This window comes from Candidatus Hodarchaeum mangrovi (assembly GCF_975850365.1).
This window is the reverse complement of the sequence record NZ_CDLCQJ010000059.1, coordinates 23,579-45,816: the sequence shown is the minus strand read 5'-3', so window position 1 is coordinate 45,816 and position 22,238 is coordinate 23,579. Positions and strand designations below refer to the sequence as shown.

The following is a 22,238-nucleotide window of genomic DNA, read 5'->3' as shown; positions in this document are numbered from 1 at the left end:
AATATATAAGGAAAAAGATCAATATTATTTGAGATGATCAGTCGAAGTACATTAACTACAATAATTGGATTTCTCTTCGGAGTAGTCATTTATTTATCTAGTGAAACTGGAATTATAATTGTCTTTTTAACAGGAGGTGTAGCGTACTTTATAGGGCTTATATTAGAGGAGATTGAGTTAAAACAGCAACATCAGTTTTTTTCTTTTTCTAATCTTGAAATGAGTGAAAAAATTTTCTATCCTGAAGAAATTCCTGGAGCTATGATAATCTATTCTTTTAAAGAGAACCGAACAACAGTAATAATAGATTTTCGAGTAGATGCAAAACCACAGAATTTTCGACTATCTGTAGTAAAAAATCTTACGAACTTTGAATTCCGAGTTTCAGAGGACGCGTTTAAAACAATTTTTAACCTGACACTTGATTTTCCTAATCTGAATTATCTGCAATTAATAAAAAATCCTAGACAATTAGGTGAATTTCATCTATCCCTAAAAGAACGTCTTGAAGATTTTAAGACAACTCTACTAAAAGTTATCCCTGGATTAGTGATTTCAGCCGTATCTAAACCAGGATTATCAGAATTCAAATTTAATTCACGTATTTTAGCAATTGATAATCAGGATCCACCTTCTCCCCCAAAATCCCCTCATGAAATTATAATTCCAAATGAGCCCAATATCACAAATAATAAAATTTTAGACTCTGAAACTGATAATTTTAACACTAAAGATAATAAATCTGAAATTGAAAAAAATTTTGACCTTTTTCCTGATTCAGAGGAAGAATTCATATTAGAAGATCTAAATCAATCTAATGAGAAAGCTAATTCTGGATTGATTGATCCAGAGGTAAACATCCCAATTGAAGAAGTACAAAATATTAAAAATCATAATAATACATATTTTAATACTTATTTAGAGAAAGAGGGGAACCTACCCCTGCCTCTAACAACCTCAATTCTTTCTGAAGATCTTATTGCCAAACAGGCTCCCTCTAACCTATCAGGTGAATCATCTACTGCGTCTGAACCGAATGTTGTAATAGATTTTTCTAAGGTTCAGTATTTAAAATCATCGGATGAAAAAGATGAGAAATTTGATGAAAGTTTTATTAATAGGTTAATAGAAGAGATTAACAAAAAAAAAGATGAAAACCTCTGTGAAATGATCCAAAAAGAAAAATCAATAATTAATGAGAACTATTAATGGAGTATTTGAGGGAAGCTAGCATCTACAGGTTAGACAGGTTAATTTATTGTTCAAGAAGAACAGGAAGGAATTACATTTCAAACATTGAAGGATTACGGGTTGTATTAAGACTGAAGGCTCTTTTAAAAGACCATTATTTTTAAGGAGAATGGTTTTTTGGTTTATAGAAAGGTCTGATCGTGCGATAAACATTATTGCTTGACGTTCCTTGTCGAGTTTGATTAAATTTTCAAATATTAATTCATTTGTCTGTAAATCAGAAGTGGGAATTATTTTCTGAAGATATAGAAGTGCTTTTTCAGGTTGTGCGATTTGAGTATAAAGCTTTGCGAATTTCAGAAGGATAGTTTGTTTGATAGATGGTGTTGTTCGATAAAGATATTCGAGATGGTCGATAGCATCTTGGATATACCCTTTTTTAATTAAATCTTCAATAGAATTGAATAAATCTGCTTTTTTTCTATCAGTTGTGTTTCCAACCGACATCTTGGCTTTTCGTGGCGTACTTTCTACTCTCCCATTCCTTCAGAATTTTTGGCAAAAGTTCTCTCCCACAGAGGAATTGTTGAAAAATTAATACGAGTGCGTTGATCCATCATTCTTATAACTTCTTTTCGAATCACTGGTGTTAATTCTTGACGTTTCGCTCGTAATCGGATGTTAACATTCCGATCTGAGGTTATTGTGATGATTCCTACACCCATTTCATCTGCCCAGTTAATTTGCTGCTGTTTTGATTCAGAATCAAGGAGGTCAAAGCTTTCTGCTGGACAAACTAGATAACAAAAGTCACAAAAATGTCGATAGGATATTGGATGAAAACTATAAAGTGTAGTCTCTGCTTCAAAGAAATAGATAGATCCATCAAAATTATTTAATGCTGCTAGATCAATTCGGATTTGATCTTTTTCAACAATTTTCTTTAAATCAAGGTTCTTTGAGGTAATCTGCAGCTCTGGAAAAGAAAGAAATTCCACCTGTTCCTTTAGAATTGTGTCAAGAACTTTTATCAGATAAGTTTCAGTTAACATTTAAGTTCTCCAAGTTAGTATTGGAAAATTAGCTTAAATAATAATAATTTTGATTTTTGATATATTAACTAGAAGTTCTATACCTAGATGAAAAAATCTAGGTGAGAGTTCATGACCTATCAATTACATCTTCAACCATATATTGATGAAATCTTTCTTAATTCACCATTGTGTTTAATTTGTGAGTTTGGTAATTATGGAGTAGGGGGCGTATGTTATTTTCTGTTAAATCGTCGGGTTCCCGATTTAGTCATCAGAAATGCTAAAGTAATCACCTGTAGTGCACATAAAAGCTGTATTAAAAATCTAGACCAGTCATCTGAAATAGAAGACTTTCACCAGTTTCTTAATAGACCAATTGATAACAGGTTAAAAACCAGGGAAGAGTCAAAGCATGAGTATGGATGAAAGCGTGAATTTGATAAATAATCTAGGATTTATTCCTTCACTTGAAGAGCAATTACTCTTACCAAGTCTTCTTGACCATAATATATTAGTTATTTATCGCGAAAATTCTAATTTGTTACGAATGATGAGCTTAGTATCTCTTTTTATGTTAAAACAGAAAAACAAGCAAAATCAAAAGATATTAGTTATCCTAAAACCTAATTTTCAGAATTATATCCTAAATGGATTGAAAACTTCTGGCTTAATTGACCATCGTATTACAGCAGTGAACGGATCAATTTTACCAAATGCTCGTAAAAAAGATTATCAAAATTATTCGATAATATTAACAACTCCTAAAACATTGAAAAATGATTTAAAAGAAAAAAATCTAGAAAATTGTGATAAATTTACCCTTATCTTTATTTTGTCTGCAGAAAGATGTGTTGGTTCAAGTTCTATACGTTATATAACTAAAAAATTATCAAAATCTCGACTTATTGGGTGTACCCGAATTAACAATTATGAGCGACTTTTCCAAGTGTGTAATGCTTTGGGGTTACAAGAAGTAAAAAGACTTCAGAATGAAACTGGAGAATCAAAGGTAAATATTCACCCCTATTACATTCCTTATCCGAAAGAGTATTTTTTCATATTAGATCTGCTTAATCAGCTCAGGGAATTCGAGATAGACCATCTTAAGTATAGTGGGATTAATCTTACTTTAAAAGCCCCTATTAGACAAATTAAAGCTATTCATGAAAGTTTAAAGAGGGAAGGAAATACAAAAATAATGATTCAAACAGGAAATCTCTATCGAATCTATTCATTACTACACTTGGTAATCTCTCAGGGTTTTAAAGGTGTTATAGACTATTTTGATAATTTAGAATCTCGTTTGAAGTCAAAGCAAATAGATGATCAATTAGGTCAAAAAGCGATTTCAGTGTTTTTAAATGATCTAAAAATTCAAAAATTGAGAGAATATATCCATTTAAACAGGGAGATTCCCCATCCTAAGATCCAAGTGTTATTTAAACTAATTTCCCAATATTCTGAGGGTATTTTAGTTTTAACACATAATTATTACAATGCAAGATTTCTTCAGAAGACTTTTCAAGAAATCGGATTACGAGTTCTATATGTTGAACATCCAATAAGCTCGTTTAATGAAATAGATTTGAAACGGTACTTATTACCCTTTACAGAAAGAAAAGTAACTATATGTATAGCAAATACTGTTAATAACTATTTAGCATCACATTCCCTTATTATTATTGCCTTTGATGTCGCAACTAACACAATAGAAACATTAAATACATTAAATGTTGAGATTCCACGATTTTTCTTAATTGGAAAAGGAACAAATGAACAAAAGCGGTTTTTTTCTATTCAAAATAAGAATAAATCTAATTTTGACCCTGAAATCTTGAATAAAAGACTAAAGTCTCAAATCATGGGAAAAAAGCAAAAATCCGATCAAATAGAATTAAGATTATCACCAATTTTATATGAATCAAAAATTCCCTATATCCTTTCAGAAAATTATAATATTGTAAAATCAGACAAGACTAAGTATCCAGGATTGATTACCAAAAAAAAGATTTTATTCTTATTCTGACCTCCGAAACAATCAGTTCAATATTACCTGAAGCCTCTAATATTCTTAATGATTTAAAAGAAAAATATAAAGAGATTAAGGTCTTATATATTCCAAGCGTATTAAAAGATTATAGTTTAGATGTCCGATATACTCTATTTAATCTTATTGGGAAATTCAATCTTTGCAGTATTCCTATCATGACAATAGATGAAATTCTTCCAGTTCTTAAGATATTATTAAAACATTAATTAATATTAATCCTTTAGTGAGAAAATTTTGCGCATTTTAGCATAAAAAAGATCATAGGCATTGTACAAGGAAGAAAGATCTTTGAAAATCTTAGTTGGTGGGAGCATAGGACGGAGACGAATTGCTCTATAATCAAGAATTAAACTAGCAGCAAAATCTGATTCAGAACGGATCCCTCGACCAATTGCTTGTGATATAGTCCGTGTCAATGGTAGTGTAGTAATGTGTTGCGCCATTTTAATTCCCCATTTTCTTGTATAAAGGTTACGTAGTAATTTATTTGTAGCATCAGGACGTGGATAGGGCATCCCTGCTATGATAATTAAAGTTAATAGACTTCGATTGTCGTGATTCAGAATTTCTACTCCTTCAGATAAGCGTCCGCCAAGCACTCCAAGTATTAATTCGTGTTTTTTATCTGATAGTTCATCTAAGAAATGGGGTGGTGAATCAATCTTTTCTACATAATAATTAGGGAGTTGAAGATGAGTAATTAATTTATGTTTGAATTCATGTGAGGTTGTAAACACTATTGTATGAAATGGATTTGATTCATGTAGCCTTTGAATAACATTTACCATATTTTCGTATGTTTTAGCGGAACGTTGAGTAAATCTTGAGGTGAATCGTCTGTTGTACATTATGCTATTAAAACTAAATTGAAAATCAGAGGGAATAGATAAATTTGCATAATGATTGATTCCATATAATAGTTTATAGGATTTGATTGGTTGGAAGGTCCCTGACATAAGGATTATTCGTTGGAAAAAAGGGTTAATAAACTCAAATACTGATTGGGGAAAAGGGTTTAATTGTATTATCTTGGATTCTTCAGAAATCCATATATCTCCTCGAGATTGGATAAAATCTTTTATTTTTAATAGTTGGGTCTTTTCTATTAGAGTTATTTTTTTTTCATGGTCAAGAAAAGCATCGATTGCTGCAACAGACAATCCGAATGGTCTTTCAACCATTCCTTTATGAAAATATATTAGATCTTGAAGAGTATCGAAAATCTTCAGTGGTATAATTGAAGAAGCTCGTTGAAGATCACTTAGTGAAATTTCAGCTTCAATATCAGCAGAAAAATTATGACCCTCATCTATAATTGCTATTTTAGCAGAGAATGTACTTTTATTTAACAACTCAGAAAACATTGGTTGAAGGTTTTTAGATCGGATATAAGTCTGAGTAGTTACAATAATATTTGCATAAGGAATACATCTTTTAATCACATAATAAGGACAACCAAATTCACGAAAAGCATTTTGAAAAGTTTCAATAGAAATTTTATCATTTTCATGGGATGTTATAGTCACTTGTTCAACTATTGTTGGTAAATCTTCTTCAGGAATTGAACGTGCTTGCTCAAGATGTGGACAACGAATGGATGAACAGATCCCTTTATGGAATTGAGGAATTTCTTCAATTTTTAGGCATAGATCCGATTTTAAGATTAGAGGAACTGCAGTTAAATAACCATATTTCCGTGAATTGGCAATTTTATAAATCTCATTTAAGAAAACACGAAAGACCTGGGCTTTTGTTCTGACAAATATGATTAATTGATAATTTTCTTGCTTCACTAGGGGAAGACTTGAAATTAAAGCCATAATAGTCTTTCCAAATCCCACTGGTGCATGAATTATTACTTTTTGATTGTTTTCTACAAATCGAAGGAATTGTGATTGGTAATTTCTTAATGATTGATAAGGAAACAATTGGAGAGAAGGGGGTAAAATACTCTCTTTTAATACCATTAATATCCCTTCTTCTCTACTTCATCAAATAATGATCGATTTTGTAAATGTAATTCATAGAAAATATCTAGAATACCGGTTGTAGGGTACTCAGGCAAATTCAATTCTTTGGAGATATTTTTTAGATGTATAAATTCATTTGAAGGTAGATGATCTGCTAAGCTTCTCATTGGAAATTGAAGAGAAGAGGTTCTTAGAGATTCTTTAATTTCTATTTCCGTGAGCTTTTTCCTTTCTCTGTCAATTTGTACCATCAGATTATTGAGAATGGTGTTTGCTAACTCAAAAAGACTCTGAAAGTCCATATATTCAATCCCAGTAATTGTACATAAGTCAGTGTAATCTGCAAAGCTTCTCCATGGAATTGCTTGCTGTTTAAGGCATCTTAAGTAGTTTAGGGTACTCCCAATAAGGTTTTTTACCTTTATATTTAGTTCTTTAAGTTTAAACAATGTCTTCTCTGTTTTAGCAGCTGATTCCAGAAAATTATATTCATTTTCTAACTGTTTAAACATTTGCGAAACTGAAAGGATGTCATTCTGTGATAAAGGAGGAGGAAGTTCTGCAATTTTAGTTAATTGTTCATTGTAATAATCATGACCATAATTTGAGATAGCAAGGAACTGATTTCCAGTTTGATAATTACGTGAAAAGAGACCATTATCCTGAAAGGTTTTTAATACATCTTCGGGATCCCCTAAATTTCCTAGATAGTTCAATACTTGGCTTTGAGGCATCGGACTTTGAATTAATGCATTTAATAAATTCATTAGACTTTCGAATTTTGTTGAAGGCAGACCAAGCGTTGATGATCCCCAGGGCTTAATTGGATTAATTTTAAATGGTGATGTGTTAATAGGAATATCACTTTGTAACTTAAAATGATACGCGTTATTTTGAGGAGCATCGAACCGAAATAATAATCCTTCCCCTTCCATAACCCCTAGCCATTGTTGTTGAGTGTTTATGGATGTTGATGTCCTGAAGAGAAACTGATGATTTTTCATAAGCATTTCTCGATCTTGTGAATTTATCATTCGTAAGTAGACTAAATTATTTATCTCCTCAAATGAGTCCAAGGAACTGCTAATTGATTGGAGACTTGAACTCGAGATTAACAAAATATTTTTTGAAATAATCTCTTCACATGCTCTCATTAAGTTAGATGTTACTATCTCACGTGATCGCTGATAGGATGTTCGACGACTCAGAAATTCATCTGCGTGAGTTAATACAATACATGAGTTTTCTAATGTCTTTGATAGGAAATCTAGTAAGAAAAAAATAGTAGCTCTTTTTATTAACTGAGGTTGACTACCAAATTGGAAAAACGAGATTGTTTTTGAGGTAGTTAATTTTTTTTGGTAGTGATCTTTAAAAAAACTATAATTAATCTCTTTAAAGGATCTAAATTGTTCTAATATCCCCTCTAAAGCCTCAATTGACATCATATCAGTATAAATGGTTTCTGTTGCTTCATTATTACTATCATTGGTAAATGAAAGTTTTACTTCATTGAGTGTAAAAGTTGTTTGGTTTGCTGATTTACGGATTTGAGATTCAAGCGGTACAGAGTATCGAGAAATTAAGTACTCGGATGTATCTAATGAAGAGAGAATAAATTGCGATATCAAGTGAGCTTTCCATGCTTTTCCAACAGCTTTATCTTGTGAAATCTTTTCATGGGGTCCTATAGGAATAATTACGTCACATAAATTCAAATAAAAATTTGTACCTAAACTAAAAATCTGTAATCGTTTTGGTTTGTTTGGTGTACCTTGAATATGGTTAATCAATCCATTAAGTTCATTCTTAGTGTCAATGACAAAAATTTGACCTAATAAACGATCCTGAGATAATGAAAAGATTAATTGTTGAAGAACAAGGATTAACTCGGTATTTGAAGAACCATTTATCAAAATTGAACCTCTTGATAATCTTGGAAAGCCCACGGGGATAGTATCATTATCGATTCTTGTTCCAATGGCATGATGAACTGGAAGATCCTGAACTGGATAATCTTGAATAAACCGTGAGGGCACACGATCCAATTTTAGAAAGGGTTCAATCAATTTCGAATGAAATCCTTTATGTCCTTGAAATACTGTTACCCCTTTAGCTATTCTTTTCCCATGATAGTGAACCTCTATCAAATTTTTTCCTGTTATGAGAGTAGCTTTGTAACCTGATGCTTCTAAGAGTGAAAATGTGGTAGATCTATTGCGTAGGAAGTCTTTGCGGGCTTCTTTTATAAAATAATGAAGTGCTTTATCTGAATGAATGGTAAATGGTTTTTTTATCTTTACTAGTAACATTAATCCATTCAATCCATTTTCTTTCTGTTTTTTTGTTAAGATAGGAAAGACTTGTCGAATTACTTCTACCCCTGAAAGACTCGATATATAGAGTAGATGATTTGATGCGTCATTAAAGTCAACAGAGGGTTGGATGGCAATAATAGAAATTAAATTAGCTTGTGGAGCTATAAAAGACTTCTCAATTGAATCAGGAACTTCAACTTGTAAAAGGGTAGAGTTATCCTCTAAAATCTTTGTTACTAGTTGTATAGATCGCATTCCACATTCCAAATTATCCTTTATAATCTCTGATGCCTTCAGCAATGACTGCGAATTCAATTTTCCCATCTGGTAATTCAGGATTTTTAGTTAAAGTTGCTGTTCGCTTTTCCCCCTTCCCTTTACGGATCATTATCCTTGTTGTAACTGTATGACCAACAACATTGCCTCCGACAGGTCTATTGGGGTCACCAAAGAACATAGCATCCGGTTTAGCTGCAACTTGATTAGTAACAACAGCTACAAAGTTCATTATTTCAGCTTGTTTTGTGATAAATGCGAGGTGTTTCCCAATTAATTGTTGACGTTCTGCTAATGTTCCTCTTCCAGCGAATTCATTCCTGAAGTTTGACATTAAACTGTCTACAATTACCAAACCAATATTCGGGGTCATAGTAATGGCTTCTTCAGTAAGCGCCATTTGATGTTCAGAATTATATGCTCGTCCAATCGTTATTCGTTCTAAAACATGTTCATGATCTAGTCCCAAATCCTCTGCCATCTCTTTAATACGATTAAAACGGAATGTTCCTTCTGTATCTATCCATACTACATCTTTTTTGAGTTGATTAATGCAATTGACTGCTAACTGATGAACAATTTGAGTCTTTCCACAACCATTTTCCCCTGCTAATTCTGTTATAGATCCAGACTCAAATCCTCCGCCTAACAATTCATCAAACACAGATGAACCCGAATGTAATTTGATTCGTTTTTTTGCTGCTTCTTGATAACTAATTCCTTTCTTTAGACCAAGATCAAATTGAGCACGAGCTTCTCGAATTAGTAAAGTTGCAGTTTTCTCTGCAATCCCCGAAATCTCAGTCAATTGCGCTCTAGTAGCTAGTGCGATCGATTCTTTGGATCCAAAACCTGCATCTTCAAGACGCTTTCGAGTTGTTGGTCCAATTCCATTTAGAGATTCTAAGAAAGTTAATGTCTCATTCGTTACTTCTTTAGTCTTTTTCCTTTTCTTTGGTTCTTCAATTTCATCTAAGACTTCTTCATCTATTATTGTCTGTGCTTTTGCCATTTTTTTCCACATCTGAATTAAAATTATAATTCATACTAGATTAAGCACTTGCTTTATATATCAAAAAAATTGTAAAAAGGATTAATTCAATTCCTATGTCCTATTAAATCTATAATTACTAATCTCTGTGAAAGATTGATATTTTTTATTCTCAATTTAAGATTTAGGATAGTGGGGGGTTTTAAATATTCAAACTAGTTGACAATTGGATATTTTACTTGATTATTGATTTATATTTATAGTATTTATATATTAATATAGTTTTTAGATTATTAATATTTAAATTAAAATCCAGATTACTAATGAGGAAAAATATTATGCATGGATTGAATCAGAGAATTTTATCTCGAGTTTTAATATTGGGATGTTTTCTCTTATCACTCTTCACTCCCAATTTTTCTCTTACTTCGGTTTTTGGATTATCAATTAGTACTGAATTAACAATTAGTGCTTCTCAAGGGATAGTGAAAGAAAATGATGTCATAATCTTTTTTATTTGGGTTTATCATGAATATGATCCTGTCTCAACGGGAATAGTTAGAGTAACTGATTTGAATACTTCTGAATACATATCGGGGATTTTACTGGATGGTGAGTTGCAATTAACATGGTTGGTTAACTCTACCAATCCTTTAGGTACTCATTTTTTTCAAGGGGAATTTTTTAGTTCAGGGGATTATTTATCTTCTGTGAATTACTGTGAAGTTATTTTTGAGGAATATCTACCAGGTGATTATCGTTCCACTTCCACTTCTCTTTCTCTTAATTCCTCTGTTGTTTATAAAAATGCATCACTTACTATAACCATTGAAGTTATTATTCCTTATAGTTGGTTCTTTAAAGATGGTTATGTGTTTGTTCGAAATTTGAACCTCTCTGGTAATCCTGTCATTCATACCTATGGACCACTCCCTTATATAGCGGGTTCTGATCCAACAACTTATAATTTTTCTTTTGATTATATATTTCCTATATTTACTCCACTGGGGATTAATTTCATCCTAGCTGAATATACAGGAAGCGATCAAAGTATGACACAACCCTCCACTTCTCCATTAATTCCTGTTACAGTAATGAGTAATGGATTTACATTGAGTCAAACGTTAAACTCCTCGATGCTTCAACGAAATATTGATCAGCTTGAGCTTACCACGATTATTCTTGGTGATCATCCTTTTGGGTTAGTATTACGGTCTTTCTATCAAACTTCACAAGTTTTTGAATTTGCTCGGAATCTAGTGTCTTCACGTACAATAACGAATCTCTTCAACCCAAATAGCTCTGTTCCCATTGGGAATCTTCAAATTATGACAGAGCTGTTGGATCCAAGTAATAATCATGTTTATGCCAATGTCTCTTCATATATCGATATTGTGGATCAAATTCGAATTGAATATGTAACTAATAGCTCTGAATTTCGACAAGGAGAGACTGTACGTTTTTCTATATATGCAACTGAAGATGATATACACACACATCCTGTCGAATGTAGAATTGAATTATTTGATATTACTGATGATTATTCAATTGTTAATAAATCTACCAATCAGGATGGTTTTGTAACTATTGAATACGTAATTCCTCAAAATGCAACAGTTGGGAGTCATCACTTTGCTTTTCACACACATTCGTTAATTCCTTATTTGATGAATACAACAAAGAGTTTCATTCTTATCGTAAAAGGAAATACAATTTTTGATTTAACGTATGAAACTAGTATAGCAAGAAATTCATTAACTATTATTCAAGTTACTGTTCTTTCTGGGGCTATGGCTCTTAGTGAAGGACAAATTTCTCTTACTTTCTTAAACGGATCAATTATTCAAACGAAAAACTGTACACCCGGAGTTGAAATCGAATATCAAATTCCCTTGTCTCATCCCCTTGGTATCTCTCCTTATGTTGTTTTATATTCAGGTTCACAACGATATGACTCTCATATCGAATATTTTTATCTAACTATTTTTTCTAATCCTCACTTTGAAAATATCGGATGTAATACATCTGAAGTCGTCAAGGGACAGACAATCCGATTATGGGGACAATTAGTTGATGAATTGGGTACAAAACTAATCAATGAGATAATAACCATAACTGATACTACTTCAGGAAGTACCTTAGGATCAAATATTACCAATGAAGAAGGAATTTTTTTATTTGATTATGTGATAACAGGTTCTGCTCAAATTGGGTTACATTTAATTGAGTTCAAGTACAATGGTAATCCAGTCAAATTATTCTATTCATCTATAAATAAACCTATTCTTAGCTTCACCGTAAGACCTCCATTATCGATCTTTATAGATTCAGAGATTGTAGGAGGAAAATGGACGGTGATTTTACTAGCTGGTGGATTGAGTGATCTTGTGAATCTTTCTTGGCAAATAAGTGGAGAATCTGTATGGACTCCAATCAGTTCCATCAAACTTAATGCAACTGGATTTGGATCTTATAATTGGTCTGTACCTACTTTATATAAAGGACCTATTACCATACGAGCTGTTGGTCCATTTAATACAAAATATGACTATTCAGAGATATGGATGATCCCTCAGATTACAATTCAAGCAAGTACTAATGGAAATGTCAACAACCCTTTTTATTTTAAAGTAACCTGTAATGAACAATTTCAGATTTGGATTACAAATCAGTTATGGAAAGACTGGCAACCTGCAGGTGTGTATAATTATTCTTATACCTTTTCTTCTCGCGGAATTAAGACTCTTAAAGTAATTTCTACCGCCCCTTTCGTTTATGATCATGAAAAGACTCTTTCTATAACAGTTTTTGAAGAACTCTTTCTTTCTCTTTCTGTTCCAAGTGAAACTTATGTTAACTTATCCACTAATATAGATGGGATAGTAATTGGTGAAGTATCGGGTCCTATTCCAAATCAGGATATTATTCTTGAAATTAATGGAACAAATACCCAAGTTGATTCTTCTTCAGACAGTGGAGCTTTTTATTTTTCCGTACTATTTTCTACTCCAGGAATTTATTATATTAGGGTTAAAACTAACTTAAGTTCTACCAATTATTATTCACAATCAACTAGTAGTGTTTTTATTATTATAATCCATTCAGTCCCATCAAATGTGATAATTTTATCCCCTCTAAACCAAATTTATGGTTCAATAATTGAGATCGCTCTCTCGGGAAATGCGAATAATTATTCTTATTTTATTGAACCTATTGATAGTTTGAATTCTACTTGGATGAAAACGACTTATCGATCATTAGGTCAAGGTGATTATACCCTACATGTGTTTGGTTTTAATCAAGATGGTATGATCACTTACGAGTTTGTTTCTTTTTCAGTGGATACAACTTCTCCTTCATTAGCTCTTCTTTCTCCAACAAATTGTACCTATGGAGAGAAAAATGTACATATTAAATATCTAACAGACGAAAATATAGTAGAATTGTTCCTAGATGGAGAAATTATTGGTTATAACGAAATGGAACTCACCTTGGATGATGGCTCATACAATCTCACAGTGAAAGTATCTGACCCTGCTGGGAATTATGTGATAAAGCGTGCATATTTCAGTATTGATACTATCCCTCCAAGTCTTAAAGTCTATTCCCCCCATAATCAATCCTATACAGGGGAAATCTTGATTTCATTTTCTACGAATGGTACAACAATTCTATGGAATATTATAGGAGTTCATACCTATAATCAGACCTATAATCAGCCAATTTCGCTAGTTCTCAGTTTTGGTTCCTATGAATTACAAGTTTGGGCATTTGATGAAGCAAGAAACTTCAAAACAAAAAAAATTATTTTTTCCATTGTTGAAGCAATTGAATTACTACTTAATCCCACACTAACAAAAATAAATGAAACTGGGGGTTATTTAATCCAAGCAGAGGTTGTTGCTAATCCTGACTTTGCTCAAGCTGGTGTTCTTATCAATGGAAGCATGATATCGATTCTTCACTGGAGTTCTTTTTACCAAAATTATCGTGCTTCAATTGTCTTACCCACTCCAGGAATTTGGGAAATTACCATTTTTGCCTGTACAGTGAATAACAAATATGACCTTCGGTTATACAATCTTGAATGGAATCCACTTGATCCTATCCTAGATACTATTAGTATAAATTACCAAGGATCGTTTTATGAATTTTTTTTAAGAATCAACTCTTATTCACTTCCTGTGGATCAGGTTAAGCTAATTATTGATGATTCAATCTATCCATTAACTTTTGAACCTTTTTGGAATCGTTGGGTATCAAACTTGCCTTTATCTCCAAATAATTATACCTTTGAAATTCTAGTTTGGTATCCATGGGATAATTCTCAACCATCTGGAAAATTCTTTTACAAATCAACTTGGTATGCTCCCAACATTGAAATTGATAGTTTTATTGTTAGTAGAAATTCATTTATATTAGAACTAAGGGGTTTTAAACAAAATTCATCTATTAATACTGAATCTGTTAAGATAATATTATCTAATTCAACTTCAGAAATACAGGGCAGAGGAGTTTTAACGTATTCATCGCTTTCTGGATTATACTTTGATTGGAAGATTGAAACCCCTGATCTTTATCCAGGAGTTTGGAACTATTCTATTTTCATTGAGGACATAACTGGATGTGTTAATGCATATCACGGATTGTTCAATAACTCTGATTATCCTCCTCAAATCAAATCATATTCCATCAATCATATTCCAGAAAATGATAGATATTTTGAGCAGTACTGGTATTTTGCGTTTGAAATTATTGATGATTATGCAGTTAAGTCTATTACTATTGATATTAATGAATTAAGATTTAATAATCCATCCTACAATGGAACTCATTACTTTTTTGGTATATATTTAGCTCAGGGGTATTATTCTGTTATTATTAGAGTATTTGATGATATAAATCAGGAGTGTGAGTTGGTTTTAGACTCTTTAACTATTTTTATATCTACAACTGAATCAATGAGTTCTTCTTATATCAAGGAAAGTTCCTCAAATCTTAAATCCTTCATTAATAATTTTACAAACAATCCATTATTTGAAATAGGTCTTTCAGGGATTATTTTCGCAATTACAGTTATAGGGGGAAGATTATTTAAACGAAGGAGGCGAGATTAATCCCATGAAAAACCAAACTCATCTAACCTTCGCTGTTGCGCTAATGAACATCTTTCTGTCAACGTTTATTCATGATACTATTGAATTATGGTTCTATTTTCTACTATCATATCCTTTGGGTTTTCTTAGTCTCGTTCCTAATTATCTTGATATGAATCTGGGTTTTAGTCCAAAATTTGAGAGAATTAATCTTAGCCAACGATTTACATTAACTCAATATCGTCATCCTCTCTCCCATTCACCTCTAACAGTCCTATATTTTCTTCCATTAATCTATATAACTGAGGGATCCGATTTTTCTGTTCTAATTTGGTTAGCTCTCATCAGCTGGATTTCCCACTTGATTTTAGACGCTTTTTCAGCTCCAGGTATCCCTCTTGGAAAAACATCGATATTTTCAAACCATCCTGTCAAGCACTATGTATGGAAAGAATTCTCGAATGGGCGGTATTTCTCATTATCAAAGTGGAATAAGAATGAAAAAAGAACAAACTCCTTTTTCTTTAGGGGAGGATTATTCTTAATAGCACTAAATCTTTCTAGTTTAATATTAATAACTTTAGAGGGAATTATTTAATGAAAAGAATCGAAATTTTTACTTTTTTTCTTGTTATTAGTTTTTTAGTAAGTTCTGGTATCCAAGTTGTTCTAGGGAATGAACAAACTAATCTGAATGTAATAGATCGATATAATCTTTATATTAATGAACAAATTTCGACAGTGGATCAAGAATATATTCGTAGTGTACTTTTAACTAGATCTAGAGAAATAGTTTTATTAAATTTTACTGTTCAGAACCATGGTGAACCTATAAGTAGTGTAACCCTTCAAGCAAAGATTAATGGTCAATTCAAAACAAGAACATTTTATTTGATGGAGAAAATCTCTCTATCTGAAAGTGAATCCTATCAATTTTCTTTAGCTCAACAACTGTATCTTCCTCTCGGGAGTGTAACAGAAAACTCCTTAAAGCTTTCTATAACTTTAATATTAGACCCTACTATAAATTGGAGAACTTCCAATATTAATTTTCAAATTATAAATGCTGAGCTTATTACTATGGATTATTATAATCCGTTGGAATTAAGTTCTCTGGATATATTTCCAGCAAGTCAATATTTTATTGTTGAACCAGAAAAATATACATTTCTTGAGAAAAGTCTAGCGATTCATTCATATTTATTTGTAGTACCTCCTCCCACTGATTTTTCATTGCTATGTACATTACGTATCACACTTACCCAATTGGAAATTGATTCAGTGACAGTTAATCAGCAAAGGTATTATGGAATCGGTGACCATACCCTTATTATCAATTATTCCTTATCTAGTTCCGAAATTAATCCAATAAATGAAGTTCTTATTTTAATTAAGCCAGATTATAATGGATTTGATAGTGCCAAAGCAGTTAGGATAGAATTAAAACTATCTGGAGTATTTCAGAAAGATTCTCACTCTAATTTTCTTCCTATTAACCACCCAATCCCAGGATGGATCATGTTGCCCGTTTTAATTTTTATTTTGTTTGTATTTCCTTATTATTATGCTTACCAAGAAATGGTGGTTCAACAGGAAAAGGAAATTCTAAATCCAGTAAATCAAGATAATAATTATTGAGATAGTTTGAATGGATGAAGCATTACCCCAAAAACATATTTATTTACTGATTGGAGAATATAAGGATTCTCTTAAACATTTATTTACTAAACTGTCAAATTTACTAATTCCTAAAATCTTGTGGATAGATTATCAAATCATTCAACTTCCTGAATTTTATACACTCTTTGAAACGCAAGATTTTAGTCCCTCTCATTTTTTCTTTCTCAATGTACATTCAGAAGAATTATTGAATGAAATAATTAAATCTGGAAATTTACAAAGTTCTAAAAAGTATAATTTTTTTACGATTTGTATTAATATGTTCCATTACTATCATATTCTTCCTGAAATTGAATTTTATCTTTCAAAATTATCCGAAACTTTTAATATTCTGTTATTGACCCGAAATAAGTCAATTCAAATTCTTAATTCAACAACTATTGATTTAATAGGTGAATGAGCTGGTCACTTTACATTTACAGTCATTTGACAATCTAATATCACTTTGGAATCCTACAAATGCGATACCTCTCGAGATTGATATTATTGATATGAAGATTGGAGGTTTAATTCCTGGATTTATTCATACTATTTGGGGAGATTCAGGGGGTGGAAAGTCGCGCTTTTGTCTTCAAGGTATTTTACAGGCATTTAAAAAAGATAGAAAAATCAAAATTCTTTATTGTGATCATTCTGGGAATCTTCGCTACTCTATTTTTTCCAGATTCTTATCATCTGATAAGTTAGAAAGCATAACCTTTATCAGTCCTGAAACACTTTTAGAACAGCTAATTTATTTTCGTGAACTCACAGAATCAAATTGTTTGTTTAATTTGATCATTATTGATACGTTATTTGGATCTCCACTTAATTTTCTAAAGTATTTTCACAAAGAAAAAATATTCTGGAGTAGAAGAATATTCGAACATCTTCTTGATCTCAAATATCTTGCTGAAAATTCTAAAGTACCAATCTTAACAACTGTCTACAAAACAGATATTGAAAATAAATCCGAAAATTCGAATATTTATGGAACCTTATTGCATGATTTCTCACCTATTCATTTTTTTATTGAAAAAGTAAATACCACCTTTAGAGTTACATTAAAATTGTTTAACATATCGATAGGATCATCTCAAAGCTCTCTGCTTCCATAAAAGAAAATTTATAGATCCAAATCTTCGATTGAAAGGAAATCTATTTCTGATTCTTTCGAGATAAGTTCTCGTAAGCTTTTTAGAGGAAGCCAATAGATAGCTGAATTCTTTCCTTTCCTGATTTGACCCAAATACCCTATTATAAATAATCCTATTAAATAGGCAATAAAAAAGATAGTTCCTATTAAAACAGAGAGAAAAAAGTCAGTAGTTCGCCAAACTGTATCGAAAATGACTATTATATAGACAATAATTGACATATAAAAATATTTTGAAGGAATATTCATCTCTAAAAGAAGAGTATGGAAGAGAAAGTAATAATCATTAATAGAAGGCATCAAAACGCTAAAAATTCCAATGAAAAAATATAAATGAATTAGTGCCCCAAGCTGGGTAGAAACAATTTGGTTAGATAATAGAATAGGTGAAACTAAGAGATATGCGATAAAAGCTATTAATGCAAAGCGACTAGGAGCAAAAACTACACGTTTTGCATGCTCCAATCTATTTAATGATAATAGCAATCCAGGGTTCTCATCAGGGATATCTAATCCCGAAATTAAGCTAGCTCGTAGATTGGCTGAATCAAGAAGCGGGTCCAAATCTTCTTGTTCTTTTTTCTTCTCTAATTCATTTAAAATTTCTTTAGCAGCAGTTATATGGAAATAGACATGAATCCATCTAAATGGAAAAAATAAATAATTTAATAGTCGTTTTATGAAAGGGAATAGGATTAATATTAATTGTAGAATTATATAGTAAGATACTTGATGAGATACTATAAGTATAATATCTGGTCCACTTAATTCTCCTGCGTACCAGACAAGAAAATCAAGAAAACCTTCTAAAATTAAGTCTATTATTGTTGAGATTTTTATCACCAGTTAATTCACATATTAGCCTGAATTCACATGTTTTACAATTATTAGTGTTTGGAGAATCAAATAATTCATCTTCAATGGTATCATGAAATTCTTGAAGGAAATCTGAAAGAATTTGATAGTCTTTTTGCACAAATTTCCTATAAATGATTAGATTGCTCTGATAATCGATATATAGAAAATCATTCGATTTTATTTTGTCATTTTGCCATAAGATTTGGGAATAGATGGCAGCTTGTGAAATTATAAGACGATTTGAGATTGGATTCGAGTTAAAAGATTGAATTACAAGCAAATAAGTATTATTTGGATGTAAAAATACTAGAGAAGGGCATCCTTTTAATTTCAATCGATCTGATAATATTAGTTCATAAATTTTATTTGGATGAATATATTTTTGGTGTCTTTTATTTTTTGGTAACATAACCCAAAGTTCTTGTATTAACCATCCGAGAAAGCTAAAACATTTTCTAACAAGTAATTCGTTCAAAGATTCTAATGAGTAATTGTAAGTTAATCTTGCCTTTAAGAGATATGATATCTCTTCTCTATGAGTGATAACTGAGTAACTTAAAGGTGGATTAAATAGGATGGTGAAAAATGCTTTCGTATATTCTTCTATCTTTCGATATGCTATTATTTCCATTTCAACTTCCTTTGAGAAGCCTAATTCAAAGTGTTGTATTCTTCGTAAATAAAAAGCATGAGGACATCTATTAAATTCTTTTAAAAAAGAAGGAGTGACGAAGAACACAGGTTATCACACTGGAATATGTATTTCAAGTTGTGAGATTTGATGAAAATTTGAATTCAATATACCTCGGGAAAGAAGATACATCGTTTTTTGTAATCTGTGCTCTTGGTCCAAATTTAAAAGCGAGAAGGGATTACTTATTACCATAAAAAATCTAATTCCTAAACCAATTAAATAACCCGTCATAGGGGAAGTATATATAACAAAATTGATTTCTGTAAAGAGTTCTACTTTTTGCAAGGGTTTTTCTTGCTCTTTATCCAATAAAATTGGGATAATTTCCTCAAAATAAGATAAATGATCTTTCCATGGTTCTGAAACAATTAAAAATTCTTCATAAACATAGTTTGGATATTCTTTTGTAAGAATTGTGTCAAATTTACCTAAAGATAGAAAAAAAAATAGATTTTCAAAGATAAGATTCTGTGGGTTTTGTATAAGATTCTGCATTCTTTTAACCTATTGTTACGCTCTTTTATGTCTAATGAACATAGTGTTAGAAGTTTATATATTCGAAATTTAGGTAAGCAATTTTGTGAGTATTAAAGGGATCTTCTGTATATCTTTATAGAATCCATTGAGGAATTTATTCATGAATAAATCTTGTCTTAAACGACTTATTTCAAAAAGGAAAAATCTGATTTTATGTCTCGAATACCATTCATGGATAGAACATTGCCCAGATACTTGTCCTTATTATCAATATTTTGGGGATGGAGTGATTGAGGAGGCTGTAGCAAGAAATTTCAATATTGAGTGCTTGTATTTTTATCGCAACAATCAAAAAAATTCTAAATTTCCTATTTATTTTTGTAAATTAATGATGTTAGAGTCCCCTTATTGTGATTTTTGTCAGTTTTCCTGCTATTCTGGTCTTCCTAAACTTTAAGAGAATGAAATGACAAAAATAGGTATTAAAAAAGAGTATTAGATTTGTCAAGAATTTGTCTACTATCTGAATCGTTCAAGCATTTTTGTTTCCAGTAATCATCATCTATCTTGGTAATTAATATTTGTTTAGCTAAATTCTTTTCTCCTTGTTCAAATAATAAGATACTCTTTAAATAGTAATAACGATTTAATAATGGATTTAATTGAGATAATGGCTGCCGTAATAGTTCATCAATTGTTGCTAGTAAGCCAAATTCTAAACCTCTTTTTTTCCACTGTTTGAATGATGATAACTCAGTTTTATCCACGGCATAAAAAGGGAGTAATGTCATATATTTTGGTTTAAAGTCAAGAGAGATTGGTATAGTTTTCGATGCACCTGTAAAATATATGCGAAGTTCTTCAAGATTGGAATTATCAGCTAGTAAGATTTGAAGCGGAATTTCAGCTAATTGAGGTGGCATTACTGTGATTGTGATCTCATTAGGATATTTTCCTTTATCTTTCCTTCCTCCAACGAAATCAAAATGAAATTCAGGTTGTATTAATCCAGCTAGATTTCGATCATAAAAATGTTTGATTTTTTGGAGGTACTCTTCTTTCCAGACATCTTTTATGGTGTTCGGTAAGATACTATGCTCAAACCAAAATTGTTTTGGTTTATATAGACGTTGATAACTCTTCCAAACTGATTTATGGGGTTGTAATTGATTTTCTCGACTTGCTATGAGGAATGAAGGTGTTGCTCGAATTTTTCGGAGAGAATGGTTTGATTGCCATTTAGTCAACCAAAAGAAAGGAAAGGTAAAAAATCCGAAAAAAACACGAAATATAAAATATAAGGCCTTATTTTTTCCAAAAGCGTTCACCGTAAACATATCGTTAAAGGATATAGGACCATCTTCAATAACTATGGATTTAATTGGATAATCATAGACAAGCGAACAAGCAAAGGTGCTTCCGAACGAGTTCGTATATATTCCAATCTTTCTTCTATTAATTCCAGGATAAGTTATAAGAAATTCATATGTTTTTTCAATAACATGATTTAAATACTTAGTGGAGGTATTGAGTTTGATAGATTGAGTGTTATTAGCATCCATTTTATAATAAAGAGGTATAAGAACATTAAATCCGATTTTTTGGAGTAAATTAGCAGTTCTAAAATATTTGGAAAAGTTATCTGCCTCTACCCAGCTAGGAACCATAAGAATAACAGCATCCTGTTCTTCAGGACCTGGGAAAAACCATCCTTGCGTTTCTGCCTCTGATAATGGGATAGAAACATTTACTGCATTTAATCCTAGATCTTGGGGAGTTAAATTTTCAAAAGTTTGATTGCGTATCATAAATTGTGTTAAAAGGCTAGGAATAATTTCAAAATATCTTGATATAAGGATAAGGAAAAAAATTATTGTAATTATTAAAAGAATAATATTAATATTAACCAAAAGATTGTTTCACATCCAATTTATACCCCTTTTAATTTAATTATTTGATATGCAAATAATAGATCAATTTTATTTGAATATTTATCAGCTTTGAGATTAGATTTAATAGGCAATATAATCATAGGGATAGGATAAAATCAAAGTTAATTCCTTTTTAATGTTGCTAAAAGGTTTGCTTCTTCATTTAACAAATTCCTGCTTATCAGATTAAGGTATTCATAATAATCTTTAAGATAATTGTTAATTTTGAGCAGCTCACTTGGGTACTTCTCTTTAAATTTATTAATCAATCTTAATTTATTGAATTTTTGGTTCATAGGACTTTTATGCTTTAGTTGCCATTCTCTTTGTAAAGCTTCTTTCTGTATATCATATATTTCGACTCTAGCAAGTTCAATTGGTTGTTTTCTTGTGAATTTTGCTCCCTTGATGGAACTCAGTCCGATATGCTGGCTTAGTCGACCTATTAAATGCTTTGTATAACCTATATAGATTTTTCGGTTATTTCCACTTTTCCAATCTCCGACAAAAAGAAAATATACCCAGTATGACATAGTC

General features: G+C 31.3%; 19 protein-coding genes. 9 read left to right on the top strand and 10 right to left on the bottom strand.

The annotated features are described in order from the left end of the window. Positions 1-33 precede the first annotated feature (33 nt). Positions 34-1,209: a hypothetical protein gene (locus ACWVCY_RS06160; protein ID WP_455141192.1), complete on the top strand. Its 1,176-nt coding sequence runs from the start codon at positions 34-36 to the stop codon at positions 1,207-1,209. 18 nt (positions 1,210-1,227) lie between these two features. Here the strand turns inward: ACWVCY_RS06160 and ACWVCY_RS06155 are convergent, their stop codons facing one another. Both ACWVCY_RS06155 and ACWVCY_RS06150 read right to left on the bottom strand, forming a co-directional pair. Next, positions 1,228-1,698 carry a hypothetical protein gene (locus tag ACWVCY_RS06155; RefSeq protein WP_455141190.1) on the bottom strand — a complete coding sequence of 157 codons (471 nt, stop codon included), beginning with the start codon at positions 1,696-1,698 and terminating at the stop codon, positions 1,228-1,230. Between the two features lie 23 nt (positions 1,699-1,721). After that, positions 1,722-2,243, bottom strand: coding sequence for a hypothetical protein (locus ACWVCY_RS06150; protein WP_455141188.1), 522 nt, complete (start codon positions 2,241-2,243; stop codon positions 1,722-1,724). Positions 2,244-2,354: 111 nt separating this feature from the next. Between ACWVCY_RS06150 and ACWVCY_RS06145 the strand changes: the two genes are divergently transcribed. Together ACWVCY_RS06145 and ACWVCY_RS06140 are read left to right on the top strand one after the other, a co-directional pair. Next, a complete protein-coding gene (locus tag ACWVCY_RS06145) occupies positions 2,355-2,651 on the top strand; it encodes a hypothetical protein (RefSeq protein WP_455141186.1) in 297 nt (98 codons plus the stop codon). Further along, entirely contained in the window at positions 2,638-4,251 is a 1,614-nt protein-coding gene (locus ACWVCY_RS06140) for a hypothetical protein (protein WP_455141184.1), read from the top strand. The genes ACWVCY_RS06145 and ACWVCY_RS06140 overlap by 14 nt, the downstream gene beginning before the upstream one ends. 236 nt (positions 4,252-4,487) lie before the next feature. On the opposite strand, the gene ACWVCY_RS06135 is transcribed toward ACWVCY_RS06140, so the two are convergent. The 3 genes from ACWVCY_RS06135 to radA are packed head-to-tail and all read right to left on the bottom strand — an operon-like array spanning position 4,488 to position 9,851. Then, the gene (locus ACWVCY_RS06135) at positions 4,488-6,242 is read right to left on the bottom strand and encodes a helicase C-terminal domain-containing protein (protein ID WP_455141183.1); all 1,755 of its coding nucleotides are present in this window, start codon (positions 6,240-6,242) and stop codon (positions 4,488-4,490) included. Next, positions 6,242-8,878 carry a hypothetical protein gene (locus ACWVCY_RS06130; protein ID WP_455141181.1) on the bottom strand — a complete coding sequence of 879 codons (2,637 nt, stop codon included), beginning with the start codon at positions 8,876-8,878 and terminating at the stop codon, positions 6,242-6,244. Before ACWVCY_RS06130 ends, ACWVCY_RS06135 begins: the two co-directional genes overlap by 1 nt. Next, complete coding sequence (gene radA, locus ACWVCY_RS06125; RefSeq protein ID WP_455141179.1) at positions 8,832-9,851, bottom strand: DNA repair and recombination protein RadA; 1,020 nt, start codon at positions 9,849-9,851, stop codon at positions 8,832-8,834. The genes ACWVCY_RS06130 and radA overlap by 47 nt, the downstream gene beginning before the upstream one ends. Positions 9,852-10,168: 317 nt before the next feature. Between radA and ACWVCY_RS06120 the strand changes: the two genes are divergently transcribed. The 5 genes from ACWVCY_RS06120 to ACWVCY_RS06100 are packed head-to-tail and all read left to right on the top strand — an operon-like array spanning position 10,169 to position 17,703. After that, a complete protein-coding gene (locus tag ACWVCY_RS06120) occupies positions 10,169-14,947 on the top strand; it encodes a hypothetical protein (RefSeq protein ID WP_455141177.1) in 4,779 nt (1,592 codons plus the stop codon). A gap of 4 nt (positions 14,948-14,951) precedes the next feature. Next, positions 14,952-15,524, top strand: a complete 573-nt coding sequence (locus tag ACWVCY_RS06115) for a hypothetical protein (protein ID WP_455141175.1) — start codon at positions 14,952-14,954, stop codon at positions 15,522-15,524. Further along, complete coding sequence (locus tag ACWVCY_RS06110; RefSeq protein WP_455141174.1) at positions 15,524-16,564, top strand: hypothetical protein; 1,041 nt, start codon at positions 15,524-15,526, stop codon at positions 16,562-16,564. Before ACWVCY_RS06115 ends, ACWVCY_RS06110 begins: the two co-directional genes overlap by 1 nt. Positions 16,565-16,574: 10 nt before the next feature. Then, positions 16,575-17,006 carry a hypothetical protein gene (locus ACWVCY_RS06105; RefSeq protein WP_455141173.1) on the top strand — a complete coding sequence of 144 codons (432 nt, stop codon included), beginning with the start codon at positions 16,575-16,577 and terminating at the stop codon, positions 17,004-17,006. Then, positions 16,999-17,703, top strand: a complete 705-nt coding sequence (locus ACWVCY_RS06100) for a hypothetical protein (protein ID WP_455141171.1) — start codon at positions 16,999-17,001, stop codon at positions 17,701-17,703. The genes ACWVCY_RS06105 and ACWVCY_RS06100 overlap by 8 nt, the downstream gene beginning before the upstream one ends. Positions 17,704-17,711: 8 nt before the next feature. Here ACWVCY_RS06100 and ACWVCY_RS06095 read toward each other — a convergent pair whose 3' ends face one another. From ACWVCY_RS06095 to ACWVCY_RS06085, 3 genes are read right to left on the bottom strand one after another with little or no spacing between them, the layout of a single operon-like run. After that, positions 17,712-18,584 (bottom strand): hypothetical protein, encoded by an 873-nt coding sequence (locus ACWVCY_RS06095; protein ID WP_455141170.1) that lies wholly within the window; start codon positions 18,582-18,584, stop codon positions 17,712-17,714. Further along, positions 18,535-19,338 carry a hypothetical protein gene (locus ACWVCY_RS06090; protein WP_455141169.1) on the bottom strand — a complete coding sequence of 268 codons (804 nt, stop codon included), beginning with the start codon at positions 19,336-19,338 and terminating at the stop codon, positions 18,535-18,537. The genes ACWVCY_RS06095 and ACWVCY_RS06090 overlap by 50 nt, the downstream gene beginning before the upstream one ends. 6 nt (positions 19,339-19,344) lie before the next feature. Continuing rightward, the gene (locus ACWVCY_RS06085) at positions 19,345-19,788 is read right to left on the bottom strand and encodes a hypothetical protein (RefSeq protein WP_455141167.1); all 444 of its coding nucleotides are present in this window, start codon (positions 19,786-19,788) and stop codon (positions 19,345-19,347) included. Positions 19,789-19,930: 142 nt separating this feature from the next. Between ACWVCY_RS06085 and ACWVCY_RS06080 the strand changes: the two genes are divergently transcribed. Further along, the gene (locus ACWVCY_RS06080) at positions 19,931-20,227 is read left to right on the top strand and encodes a hypothetical protein (protein WP_455141165.1); all 297 of its coding nucleotides are present in this window, start codon (positions 19,931-19,933) and stop codon (positions 20,225-20,227) included. Between the two features lie 25 nt (positions 20,228-20,252). On the opposite strand, the gene ACWVCY_RS06075 is transcribed toward ACWVCY_RS06080, so the two are convergent. Continuing rightward, positions 20,253-21,680 carry a hypothetical protein gene (locus ACWVCY_RS06075; RefSeq protein ID WP_455141163.1) on the bottom strand — a complete coding sequence of 476 codons (1,428 nt, stop codon included), beginning with the start codon at positions 21,678-21,680 and terminating at the stop codon, positions 20,253-20,255. A 143-nt stretch (positions 21,681-21,823) separates the two neighbouring features. Then, positions 21,824-22,234 (bottom strand): GIY-YIG nuclease family protein, encoded by a 411-nt coding sequence (locus ACWVCY_RS06070; protein WP_455141161.1) that lies wholly within the window; start codon positions 22,232-22,234, stop codon positions 21,824-21,826. Positions 22,235-22,238 lie beyond the last annotated feature (4 nt).

Excerpts from the sequence above, each read along its gene's own strand:
- ACWVCY_RS06160 (WP_455141192.1), top strand. The coding sequence starts at position 34 with ATGATCAGTCGAAGTACATTAACTACAATAATTGGATTTCTCTTCGGA.
- ACWVCY_RS06155 (WP_455141190.1), bottom strand. The coding sequence starts at position 1,698 with ATGTCGGTTGGAAACACAACTGATAGAAAAAAAGCAGATTTATTCAAT.
- ACWVCY_RS06150 (WP_455141188.1), bottom strand. The coding sequence starts at position 2,243 with ATGTTAACTGAAACTTATCTGATAAAAGTTCTTGACACAATTCTAAAG.
- ACWVCY_RS06145 (WP_455141186.1), top strand. The coding sequence starts at position 2,355 with ATGACCTATCAATTACATCTTCAACCATATATTGATGAAATCTTTCTT.
- ACWVCY_RS06140 (WP_455141184.1), top strand. The coding sequence starts at position 2,638 with ATGAGTATGGATGAAAGCGTGAATTTGATAAATAATCTAGGATTTATT.
- ACWVCY_RS06135 (WP_455141183.1), bottom strand. The coding sequence starts at position 6,242 with ATGGTATTAAAAGAGAGTATTTTACCCCCTTCTCTCCAATTGTTTCCT.
- radA (WP_455141179.1), bottom strand. The coding sequence starts at position 9,851 with ATGGCAAAAGCACAGACAATAATAGATGAAGAAGTCTTAGATGAAATT.
- ACWVCY_RS06120 (WP_455141177.1), top strand. The coding sequence starts at position 10,169 with ATGCATGGATTGAATCAGAGAATTTTATCTCGAGTTTTAATATTGGGA.
- ACWVCY_RS06115 (WP_455141175.1), top strand. The coding sequence starts at position 14,952 with ATGAAAAACCAAACTCATCTAACCTTCGCTGTTGCGCTAATGAACATC.
- ACWVCY_RS06110 (WP_455141174.1), top strand. The coding sequence starts at position 15,524 with ATGAAAAGAATCGAAATTTTTACTTTTTTTCTTGTTATTAGTTTTTTA.
- ACWVCY_RS06105 (WP_455141173.1), top strand. The coding sequence starts at position 16,575 with ATGGATGAAGCATTACCCCAAAAACATATTTATTTACTGATTGGAGAA.
- ACWVCY_RS06085 (WP_455141167.1), bottom strand. The coding sequence starts at position 19,788 with ATGCAGAATCTTATACAAAACCCACAGAATCTTATCTTTGAAAATCTA.
- ACWVCY_RS06080 (WP_455141165.1), top strand. The coding sequence starts at position 19,931 with ATGAATAAATCTTGTCTTAAACGACTTATTTCAAAAAGGAAAAATCTG.
- ACWVCY_RS06070 (WP_455141161.1), bottom strand. The coding sequence starts at position 22,234 with ATGTCATACTGGGTATATTTTCTTTTTGTCGGAGATTGGAAAAGTGGA.